We start from the raw sequence: 10662 nt of genomic DNA on the forward strand, positions 1-10662 counted from the left end.
TATCCTGGTCAAAGTTTACAACACAGCTAGAATATAAAGCAAAGTGGTATGGAAAAGTGATCAAGAAAGTGGACACATTCTATGCGAGCAGCCAAATCTGTCATTGTTGCGGATATAAGAATGAAGGAACAAAAGATTTAAAAGTAAGAGAATGGACATGCCTAAAATGTCATTCAAATCATGACAGAGATGTAAATGCATCCATCAATATATTGATGCAAGGCATATTAGCAAATTAAAAATAAACAAAAAGAACCGCAGGAACTGCGGGGATAGCTCGGTAAGAAAGGTTTCAAAAGAAATCTGTTCCCAAGAATCTCGTCACTTCAGTGATGAGAGGTTCAATACGTGTATACTTACTATATTTCAGCACACAAGCTCAGAAGTGATTTACTGATTTTGTTTCCACTATCCGCTTTCACCAAATGTCGGACTCTTTTATTAGTTTCTTAGCAAAACAGCGCTCTTCGTCATTGCCTTTGATACTTCAACTATACTGAAGCAAATATGTACCGTCAATATAAAAAGGATCGAATCAAGTCCATTTTCAAGAATTCCATTCCATCCTTTTTCATTTTTTCATAAATCTATATTTTAATTGTTCTTTTTGATAATCTTGTGAATTACAACACTTAACAGAATTGTAATGATCATACATGGAATTGTATTTCCAACAGGTGTATCAATCTGCATAAAACAGCGATACACAACAAATCCGACAAGCCATAATACAAGATTCAGTACATCAAATTCTACATTTCTTTTATCATTCTTTAAAATAAAGAAATCAGCAATCTGGATTGCAATCATAGGAGCAAATACAGAACCAATCAAATACAGAAAATCAGTAATATTATCCATTGGATATACAATTGCCGCAATTGTACCAACAACAGTTACAACCATTGCTACGTGTTTTCCATTCCACTTTGGCACGATAGATTCATTAGAAATACCTGCAGAATAAGCATCCAGGAATGTTGTTGTAACCGTAGAGAATACAATGATCAATAATCCCGCAATACCCAAACCTGCTTTCAACATGATCTGTGCAATATCATATTCTCCTGTAAATAAAGCCGCACCTAAACCAATCAAATACATCCAGCAGCTAACGATTCCATACACAATACTACTAACTAAACTAGCCTTCACAGGATCTTCCGCTTCACGTGTATAGTCACTGATCAAAGGCAGCCAGCTCAAAGGCATCGCAATTGCAAGTTCAACACCTGCACCAAACGTCATTGCTTCTGTACATACAACTGCACTGTTTCCATCAAAGAAGATAAATTTGCTAAGCATTAAAGTCAAAACAAATAAAGCAACCATCGCAACTGTATTGATTTTTCCAAGGTTTGTAATACCAACACCAATCCATACAAGAATCAAGATACCAATAATCAAACACCAGATCCATGCACCTGTATGCATAATACCATCTGCCGCAAGTGCACCATCATAAATCATGATTGCTGTCCATCCAACAAGCTGCAGTACATTTAATGCCGCAAACAAAAGACAACCTTTCTGTCCAAAGCTCATCTTTGTAGAATCCATCGCACTTAAGCGCATTTTCCCACCAATAACACCAGCCAGGAACAATAAGATACAGCCAATGACATGTCCAGCCACAATGGCTAAAATACCATTTTTCAATCCTAAAGGTGCAAGATATGTACCTGTCAGTATTTCTGCAATAGAAACACCTGCACCAAACCAGATCAATGCATTTTCAAACAAAGAAGTTTTTTTCATTGAACATTCTCCTTTGCATATTCATTATCAATTGCGAATGAATGATCCATTGGTCCAGATCCCTTACCAAGATCAAGCATTGCATTCAATGCTCCAGAAATATAATCCTTTGCACGTTTTACGGATGTATCCAAATCATATCCCTTTGCAAGATTGGATGCGATAGCACTGGATAATGTACATCCTGTTCCATGTGTATTAGAGTTGTTAATACGTTTTCCATGAAACCATGTATATGCGTCATCTCTATACAACAGATCATTTGCATCATTGATTTGATGACCACCCTTTACCAGAATTGCACATCCAAATTTTTTAGAAATTTTTTCAGCAGCGATAATCATTTCTTCTTCATTTGCAATCTTCATATCCGCTAGAACTTCTGCTTCTGGAATATTTGGTGTAATGACTGTTGCTAAAGGCAACAATTCTTTTTTCAATGTTTCAATTGCATCATCACTAATAAGTTTTGCGCCGCTTGTTGCGACCATCACCGGATCCACAACAATGTTAGCTGCCTTATATTCCTGCAGTTTTGAAGCAATCATATGAATCAGATCAGAACTAGAAACCATTCCAATCTTCACAGCATCTGGATAAATATCTGTAAAGACTGCATCTAGCTGCTCCCCAAGAAATTCTGGTGTTACTTCCATAATTCCTGTAACACCTAATGTATTCTGTGCCGTTAGTGCTGTAATTGCACTCGTCGCAAATACGTGATTTGCGCACATTGTTTTGATATCCGCCTGGATACCAGCGCCTCCACTGGAATCACTTCCAGCGATTGTTAATGCTGTTTTCATTTTCTATCTCCTTCCTGCATTACTTTTTTAATGCGACATAAGGTGGTGCCCCCAATTTGCCGCCATATTCTAATCAAAAAACAAAAAGCTGCAGAAAAACCTAATCTGCAGCTAACATACAATAAAGATATCATCCCTACGTTGGCATTATCCAAATCAGGTTTCAGGGTCAAGGTCGAACCTACTCTCAGCCACTCAGCTCCCCATTTTTCAACATGTTTATTATAGTTCCTTTGTAACAAGTAAATCAATAATCATTCAATAATCTTTGTTGGTGATTTTCTCTTTTTGACTAGTCCTATTTATATGCTAACATCAAATAATATAGAGAGAATGTTCCTAATGAGAAATTGAATATGTATTTTATATCTAATATTATTATTAGTTTGATAAATAATTACTCGTTCGATTTCCGCTTTTTCAAATTGGTAACATATCACTGGTTGAATCTAAATATGTTTTCAAGTCTTTATAACGCTTGGTTTGTTCGACAAGCATACTTAATTCTTCATAAAAGAATTGTTTATATTTCCCCATAGTATTATCGATTATAATAGGTACTTTATTCACTATAAAATAGGATAGTTCATCATTGTCAGTTTGATATTTATATTTCAAAATGAAGTAGTTCAAAAGATTTTCGTATTGGCTATCACCTTTGTATACTTCTTTGGATTGTATAAAGGATTTAAGTTGATTGATTTTATTTGTCTTTTGATAAGAAATGCATAAATCGATACCTACAATATTCGCATAAGGGGAATCCATAGCTATATATTGTTCAAGATAATTTATGGCTATGTCGTACATATCAATTCTAAAGGCTTGTAGACCGATATTCTTTAGAAGTTGAGATATTTTAATTTTAGGTATGTTTGAATTGTGTGCTTCTACTATATGATTTATTTGAGAAACTAATTTTTCAAATTTTTCTTTTTCTGTATTTGAAAAGGCAAATCCTTTTAGAGAATAAATGTCGAGAAGACGAATATAATTGTTTTTACTGGAATATTCCTCTTCTAAATCTTGACAATAATCAAGCATTTCAGACAATTTGGATTGATTATATAAAATCATCATATGGTTTCCACGATTAATCATGCTGTTTGAATTTTTAAAATCAAAGTAGGAAAAATCATAAATTCCACTAATTGTTCGTTTCTTAAAAACTAGATCTATCATGACTTCATAGAGGTTAGAATTGATAATGTTTTTTAGGGAAATAATATATTCAGTGCTTTGAAGAGTCGGAAGTTCAAATGAGGAATAATAGGTGTAGATCCATTTGAAACACTCGTAGTATTCATGAAAGAAAATGTATTCTTTGAATGGATTTAATTGTTTTATATAGGATTCAGAGATGGATATAAGCTTTTCTAAATTATAATAATCGCAAGCATTTAATAAATCAGAAAAAATGGAAGTTGGCAGGAATTCTTCAATACAATAATCCGTATTGAATTTTAGATTCACCTTTTTTAGTAATTCTTCATAAATAGAATCGTTTTTAATAATAACACCCTGTTCTATTTTACTAAGTGTTTGTCGAGTGCATATTGGCTCATTATACTCATTTAACAAAAAAGAATTTTGTGATAGATGTTTAAATTGTTGAGTTCGATATAGATGGATTAGGTATCCAATTTTCTTTTTATCGGAATCATTGATCTTTAAATAATACATAGCATTCCTCGCTTCATAATTCACTTAATTTTAACACTTTTCATATTTGTGTAGAAGAATCAATTTTTGAAGCTAATTGTTAAAAAAGAAAGATAACGGGATGTGGTAGGTATATACTATTAAATTAAGTAGGGGATGGATGAGAATGTGTCGATATATATTGAGAAATAAAAAATATTTTATAGGTACATTGTGTACTAGTTTATTTGCGGGGGTTGTACCTTTGTTTTTGGCGTATGTAATCCAATTAATATCGGATGTTGCATTTAATAATCATTTTGAAAAAGCGGGTACATGTCTTTTTGCAAGTGTTTTATTTCTTGTATATACATTGATGACGACCTCTATTAATTCAATAATGAAGTCAACTTATAGGAAAAAATTAAAAACAGATTTGGATGAAGATCTCTATTCTAGTTTGATGAATCAATCGTATTCTACGTTTAAAAAAGAGAAGATAGGAAATCAGTTATCTCTATTTACCAATGATATAAAAATGGTAGATGAATATTACTTTTATCCAATATTAAGTATGATTGTCGATATCATTGTGTCTGTTATTATTTTAATATACATTCTTCGCATCCATGTATTTGTAGGACTCATGATGGTTGTGATTGCAGTAGCAACACTTTTGGTGCCGAAGATGATGGAAAAAAGATTGAAAAAGTATTCGAACCAATTGTCTTCTTATTCAGGTATATATAATTCAAAATTAAAGGAGATATTTCAAAATTTCGATATCATATTGGATTTGGGCGTTCTAAAACAGTTCGTGGATAAAGGAAAAGAATGGATTGAAAACATGGAATATAAACAAAAAAATGTAAATATGGCAATATCTTTGACGGGAAACTGGGCTAATTGTATTGCGGCCACTTTTCAATTGATTTTCATGTTGGTGATTGGATTGATGATATTATATGGACATTTAGATATGATATATATGATGCCAATTGTAAATGTTTCTAATAATTTTACTTCGAATTTAAATGATATTTCAAGCAATCTTGCTGGATTTAAGTCGGTGTCGGACGTGAATTCGAAACTACTGAATATTATCGATTCTCATGGACAGGCAAATAAGTTTGTATCAAACTATGATGGAAATATCGATTTGGAACATGTATCTTTTGGCTATACTGAAAGTAAGATGATTATTGATGATTTATCTTTCAAATTTGAAAAGGGGAAAAAGTATGCGATAGTTGGTCCGAGTGGTTCCGGAAAATCTACAATTTTAAAATTGATTTTAGGATATTATCCAGTTCAAAAAGGAAATGTGAGTGTTTTGGATTCTAAGAATGTTTCTATGATTCATCAGGAAAGTCATATATTTGATGACACGATTCGAAATAACTTGAATATGGAGCTTGTACAAACAGATGAAACACTGTTAAAATGTATGAAATTTGTAGATTTACCAGAATTTAAATTAGACCAGAATATTTGTGAGGACGGAAGTAATCTTTCTGGTGGGCAAGTTCAACGAATAGGGATTGCGCGTACAATCGCACATTTAAAAGAGGTACTTTTGTGTGATGAAATAACAGCAAGTCTAGATGCACAGACGGCCATCGAAATTGAAAATCGAATATTGGATTTAAAAGAAGAAACTGTATTATATGTAACACATAAATATTTTGACGAAACACTAAAGAAGTTTGATTGTATTCTTGTATTTAAACAAGGACGGATTGTTGAACAGGGATCATTTGAAGAACTTATGAAAAATAAAGGGGACTTCTTTAGCTTAAAAAACAAGGGACGTATTTAGAACCTCTTTCAACATTCAGTGATGAGATTTAATTCGTGATATAATTAGGAACAAATAATGAGTTCCTTTTTGGATTAGTAGGTGGGCAGTGCATGAATGATTACAGGGGATTATTGATTAAGAAACAACGAAAAGAGTTAGACATATCATTAGAAGCTTTATCACATGGGGTTTGTTCTCCTTCATATCTTTCTAAAATTGAAAATAATATCTTGGTCGCAAATGATGATATATACAATTTGTTGTTTAAAAAATTAGGGATTTCTACGATGGATACAATTAAAGAGGAAAAAATTAAACAGATGTTGGATCTTTTCTTTAAATACTATATGTCATCGGATTCAAAAGTATTTAAGATAATTAATGAGCTTTTGGAATATAAAGATGAGGTTGTGTCATCCTGTTTATTTGTTCAATATCAATTGTTTTTACTGTATGCTTCCGAAATGAATTCTCAAATCAATATATCACTTGCTGAAGTGGAAGCGTATTATTCATACATGGATGATTCGCAAAGAGAATATTTAAATTTGTTTAGATTATCTTCTGGAAATATGGAACTATCTGATAATGAGGAATGGGTATTTATACGAAGGTTGAAGGCCAAAGCCAATCTATATGTATATCAAAAAAATGTTTTTGTGGCATACGATCTTTATAAAACATGTTTAAACTATGCGGTTGAATTAGGAAATAAAACATTGATTGCAGAAATCTTTTGTTCATTAGGATGGCTTTGTCTTGATATAGATTTAAATCAAGCTGAAAAATATTACACAAGTGCCGCTCAGTATGATTCACGATATAGGATGTTGGCTTTCTACAATCTGGGAGCAACTATGATACAGCATAAAGATTGTATGGAAAAGGGAAATCAATATTTAAAGAAAGGATTAAAATCATGTACGGATGACTTTTTTGCAGTCAAATACAAAGAAGTTTTATTTGTATATGAGATTCTAAAAGAAAATGTTGGATATGCGAAAAAAATAATCAAAGAATTAGATGATTCTAAGTATATTGATGTTTTCTCTATGATGCTAAATGATGATTATCAATTGAATGTAGACTATCAGAATCGATTAAAAGAATTAAAAAATGATTCTTCTTTATTTAAATTCTTATTCATAAAAAATTGTGAATACTTGCATAAATATAAAGAGATTTGTGTCGCAAATGATTTTATATAATTTTTAGTTTGTGCAAGATTACCTAATAAATTGAACTTAATATAGACAAGAAACCCATTTATTTCTCAATGACAGTTTCTTGCCTTTTCTTTTGTCTTGAAAAATAATAGTCCTAAGGAAAAGGGGTTATTTATGTTTAAACTTGTTCAGAATCATAAAGTATTATATTTTATTTCGCTTATTCTCATTGTTTCATATTCAGTAGTGGATCTATTAAAATCAATCTTGATGAGCTATATATTTGATGATCATCTTCTGGATTCAATTTCAAGCCTTATAGTGATCGTATTGGTATTTTTAGGTGTCTATTTAATTGTTTCCACTTTGCAACAATATGTAGTAGAGGTGTTGAAGAATAAAATACGTTATAGTTTAAATAAAAATTTGTATCAATCGTATGCTTCCAGAAATATAGAATCGTTTCAAAAAAAGGATAGCAGTGAGATATTGAATGAATTTAATAATGAAGTGAATGTGGTGATTGATAATTATGTTTCTTCAAAATTAAATGTGTTCTCATTAACTATTTCATTGATATTGGGAAGTCTATATATCGCAAATCTAAGTGTAGAAATATTAATATTTTTGCTCTTTTGTGCTTTTATAACAATTTTAATAAATAGTATTTTTAAAAACAGTTTAAAGAAGAATCAAATGAATTATTTGGATTCAATGAAGCAATGGCTTTGTTCTATTAAAAATCTGTGTCGTTGTTTTAGTGATATAAAGATTTTAAATTTAGAAAAAGTATTTTGTGACAATCTGGACCTTGAGAATAAGAATTTAGAACAAAGTACTCTAAAAAATAATGGATTTATAAAAATACTTACTTCTATAAATTCTTTTATTTCTCAAGCCATGTTTTTTTTGACATTGCTCTTTGGAATTGTGCTAATACATTATAATCGATTAACAGTTGGACAATTATTAGGAATTGCACAAGCTAGTAATATGGTGATCATGCCGATCGTTAATTATGCAAATCTTCGAAACATGATTCAATCTTCTAAGCCAGTTCTACAAAAACTGTTGGATAATTCAATATGCTCTGAAGAGAATGAACCCATTATTTTTGATGAACAAATTCATGACATTAAGATTAAGCATTTAAGTTATTCTTATGGTGTTCGTCAAATATTGGATTTAAGTAATTTGGTAATAGATCAGGGAAAAAAGTATTTAGTCATTGGAAAAAGTGGAGATGGTAAGAGTACGTTTTTAGATATTTTAACAAAGCAGAAAAAAGCAGATGGCATTTATGTGAACGATAAGGATTTGAAGGATGTTCAATTTAGCACCTATGCCGATAAGTTTTCTTATGTAAATCAAAATAATGACTTATTACCATTTTCCTTTGAACAAAATATTACTTTAGGAAAGAAAATGAGTAAATATTCCTTGAAAGAATTAGTAACTATATTTAATTTAGAATCAATATTTGATAAGGAAAGAGACAATCTTGATTTTGAACATTTGAATTTAAGCGGTGGAGAGAAACAACGTATTTGTTTGGCAAGAGCAATGTACAGAAATAAAAAATGGCTTTTCTTGGATGAGGCGTTTTCTGCAATCGATAAAGCAAATTCAGATCGAATACATCAATTCATTTTATCCAATCCAGATCTTACAGTATTGTCTATAGAACATAAAGTAACAAAAGAAACAGTTTCTTTATACGATAAAGTCTTACTGTTTGAAAACAAAAAGATTGTATCTATGAATGTGGAAGAATACATAAATAGTAGCTTTTAAAAGAGAATACATGTGAAGTGATTTAAACTATATTTAAATTCATTCCCAGGTATCTACCTGCTACCTGAATATTCCATGTTTATTCTGCCGCCATGGAATATTCAATAATTCAGAAACATAAAAATCATTACCAAAATTATAAAAAAATTAAATTTTTGGTAATGGGGCTTATGGAACACCTTAAAAGAGATTCATATTTAAACCAACTTATTAGATTTTCGAAGACTCAGGATATAAAGGTGATTACTGGTGTTAGAAGAAGTGGCGATAATGGAAAGTCGGTGTTGTTAGAAATGTTCAAAGAATATCTTTTAAAACATGAAGATAATATTAACATTGTTTCTATAAATCTTCAGGAATTAGAATACGATTGTTTATTAGATTATCATTTTTTACATCAATATGCGATGGAACATTATGTGGAAGGGAAATATAACGTTTTAATGATTGATGAGATTCAACTGTGTTCGAAATTTGAATTAGTTATTTAAACATGAAAAGACTGTCATTATCATGAAGGATAGAATATCTAGTAATATCTTCATCTGTTTCAGAACAAAGTAGTATTCCAAGTGCTGGATTATCCCCTTCTTTGCATTTTAAATCGTCATACATTCGTACATACATATCAATTTGACCAACATCTTGATGTGTGATTTTCTCCATTTTTAAATCCTAAGAATTCTGTGACAATTGGACTTTTTATTAATTCAAACTGATTTTTTTGATTTTCTGAATTCTTCAGAAGCATTTCGTTAACAACATCATTTTTCTTTGGAGATTGCATTAATCTATAAAAATATTGTGTACTAATATTTTTGTCTAATGTCTTGACACTCCAATTTTCATTAGCAGCTTCATTCATATACCATAACCTAGCATTTTCGTCAGGTACGCGTAAAAGAGTTCTAAAATATGACCGAGTGAAATTGTGAACGCATGCGTTCACAATTCGTTCATCAAAAAGCAATATAAAATTTACGAAAATAAAAAAATTATTCATCTTAAAGATTAAATTTTGTCATTTAATGCATTACCCATTATAATTGACCTATGAGAATTGCAGTATTAGAAGATAGTTTGATTCAACAAAAAAGAATACGAAATCTATTAGATTTAAATCATAGACTTTGTTTCTTTTGCACAGTTGAAGAATATATGGAATCCAATTTCTATTTTGATTTATTGTTGCTAGATATTGAATTAGGAAGTCAAAATGGCATTGAATTTATAAAAAAACATCCAGATAAACAACGCTTTATTGTATATGTAAGTAGTCATAGTGAATCTATGGCCGATACATTTGATACAAACGTCTTAGGATTTGTTACGAAAAATCGAATAGAAGAAGCCTTAGTCAAAAAGGTAAATCAGGTAGAAAATCGTATTCATCAATTAGAGAAGATTGAACTGAATTTACCGTATGAGACAAGGTATGTGTATAGGGATGATATTCTGTATTTTAAAATTGAAAATGGCGTCTTCGTCTTATTGAAAGATGGAACGAAATTATCTTTAGTGAATGAAACACTAAAGGAAATAGAAGCAACGCTATCGGATTCTTTTGCTCGAGTAAATAATAATGTGCTTATTAATTTTTCTAAAGTGGATCATTTGGATGTAAAGAATCATAAAATCATTATGTTAAATGGTACGATTATTTCAGTGAGTGTTCGAAGATGGAAAAAGGTAAAAG

General features: G+C 30.8%; 11 protein-coding genes and 1 riboswitch. Of the genes, 6 read left to right on the forward strand and 5 right to left on the reverse strand.

Annotated elements, in window-relative coordinates; all coding sequences use genetic code 11:
- Positions 1-239 (forward strand): zinc ribbon domain-containing protein (locus tag Q3907_RS09690; RefSeq protein WP_301898127.1); only part of this gene is annotated, 239 nt, incomplete at its 5' end.
- Between the two features lie 355 nt (positions 240-594).
- On the opposite strand, the gene cytX is transcribed toward Q3907_RS09690, so the two are convergent.
- The 3 genes from cytX to Q3907_RS09705 all read right to left on the reverse strand — a co-directional run bounded on the left by cytX (position 595) and on the right by Q3907_RS09705 (position 4247).
- Positions 595-1758: a putative hydroxymethylpyrimidine transporter CytX gene (gene cytX / locus Q3907_RS09695; RefSeq protein ID WP_003865411.1), complete on the reverse strand. Its 1164-nt coding sequence runs from the start codon at positions 1756-1758 to the stop codon at positions 595-597.
- Positions 1755-2564, reverse strand: coding sequence for a bifunctional hydroxymethylpyrimidine kinase/phosphomethylpyrimidine kinase (gene thiD / locus Q3907_RS09700; RefSeq protein WP_301898128.1), 810 nt, complete (start codon positions 2562-2564; stop codon positions 1755-1757). Before thiD ends, cytX begins: the two co-directional genes overlap by 4 nt.
- A 116-nt stretch (positions 2565-2680) precedes the next feature.
- Positions 2681-2780: riboswitch (TPP riboswitch) on the reverse strand.
- Between the two features lie 204 nt (positions 2781-2984).
- The gene (locus Q3907_RS09705) at positions 2985-4247 is read right to left on the reverse strand and encodes a hypothetical protein (protein ID WP_301898129.1); all 1263 of its coding nucleotides are present in this window, start codon (positions 4245-4247) and stop codon (positions 2985-2987) included.
- Positions 4248-4392: 145 nt separating this feature from the next.
- Between Q3907_RS09705 and Q3907_RS09710 the strand changes: the two genes are divergently transcribed.
- From Q3907_RS09710 to Q3907_RS09725, 4 genes are all read left to right on the forward strand, one after another.
- Entirely contained in the window at positions 4393-6024 is a 1632-nt protein-coding gene (locus Q3907_RS09710; RefSeq protein ID WP_301898130.1) for an ABC transporter ATP-binding protein, read from the forward strand.
- A 92-nt stretch (positions 6025-6116) separates the two neighbouring features.
- On the forward strand, positions 6117-7214 hold the full coding sequence (locus tag Q3907_RS09715) for a helix-turn-helix transcriptional regulator (protein WP_301898131.1): 1098 nt from the start codon (positions 6117-6119) through the stop codon (positions 7212-7214).
- Between the two features lie 132 nt (positions 7215-7346).
- Positions 7347-8966, forward strand: coding sequence for an ABC transporter ATP-binding protein (locus Q3907_RS09720; protein ID WP_301898132.1), 1620 nt, complete (start codon positions 7347-7349; stop codon positions 8964-8966).
- Between the two features lie 170 nt (positions 8967-9136).
- Positions 9137-9457 (forward strand): AAA family ATPase, encoded by a 321-nt coding sequence (locus Q3907_RS09725; RefSeq protein WP_301898133.1) that lies wholly within the window; start codon positions 9137-9139, stop codon positions 9455-9457.
- On the opposite strand, the gene Q3907_RS09730 is transcribed toward Q3907_RS09725, so the two are convergent.
- Together Q3907_RS09730 and Q3907_RS09735 are read right to left on the reverse strand one after the other, a co-directional pair.
- Complete coding sequence (locus Q3907_RS09730) at positions 9450-9632, reverse strand: PDDEXK nuclease domain-containing protein (RefSeq protein ID WP_301898134.1); 183 nt, start codon at positions 9630-9632, stop codon at positions 9450-9452. The two genes, Q3907_RS09725 and Q3907_RS09730, sit on opposite strands and share 8 nt — an antisense overlap.
- Positions 9595-9969, reverse strand: coding sequence for a DUF1016 N-terminal domain-containing protein (locus tag Q3907_RS09735; protein ID WP_301898135.1), 375 nt, complete (start codon positions 9967-9969; stop codon positions 9595-9597). Before Q3907_RS09735 ends, Q3907_RS09730 begins: the two co-directional genes overlap by 38 nt.
- 50 nt (positions 9970-10019) lie before the next feature.
- On the opposite strand from Q3907_RS09735, the gene Q3907_RS09740 reads away from it, so the two are divergent.
- Positions 10020-10662 (forward strand): LytTR family DNA-binding domain-containing protein (locus Q3907_RS09740; protein ID WP_301898136.1); only part of this gene is annotated, 643 nt, incomplete at its 3' end.

Origin of the sequence: uncultured Holdemanella sp. (assembly GCF_958348295.1) — a bacterium.
In the GTDB taxonomy this organism is placed as follows: Bacteria; Bacillota_I; Bacilli_A; order Erysipelotrichales; family Erysipelotrichaceae; genus Holdemanella.

Coding starts and splice junctions, on each gene's coding strand:
- cytX (WP_003865411.1), bottom strand. CDS start 1,758: ATGAAAAAAACTTCTTTGTTTGAAAATGCATTGATCTGGTTTGGTGCA.
- thiD (WP_301898128.1), bottom strand. CDS start 2,564: ATGAAAACAGCATTAACAATCGCTGGAAGTGATTCCAGTGGAGGCGCT.
- Q3907_RS09705 (WP_301898129.1), bottom strand. CDS start 4,247: ATGTATTATTTAAAGATCAATGATTCCGATAAAAAGAAAATTGGATAC.
- Q3907_RS09710 (WP_301898130.1), top strand. CDS start 4,393: ATGTGTCGATATATATTGAGAAATAAAAAATATTTTATAGGTACATTG.
- Q3907_RS09715 (WP_301898131.1), top strand. CDS start 6,117: ATGAATGATTACAGGGGATTATTGATTAAGAAACAACGAAAAGAGTTA.
- Q3907_RS09720 (WP_301898132.1), top strand. CDS start 7,347: ATGTTTAAACTTGTTCAGAATCATAAAGTATTATATTTTATTTCGCTT.
- Q3907_RS09725 (WP_301898133.1), top strand. CDS start 9,137: ATGGAACACCTTAAAAGAGATTCATATTTAAACCAACTTATTAGATTT.
- Q3907_RS09730 (WP_301898134.1), bottom strand. CDS start 9,632: ATGGAGAAAATCACACATCAAGATGTTGGTCAAATTGATATGTATGTA.
- Q3907_RS09735 (WP_301898135.1), bottom strand. CDS start 9,969: ATGAATAATTTTTTTATTTTCGTAAATTTTATATTGCTTTTTGATGAA.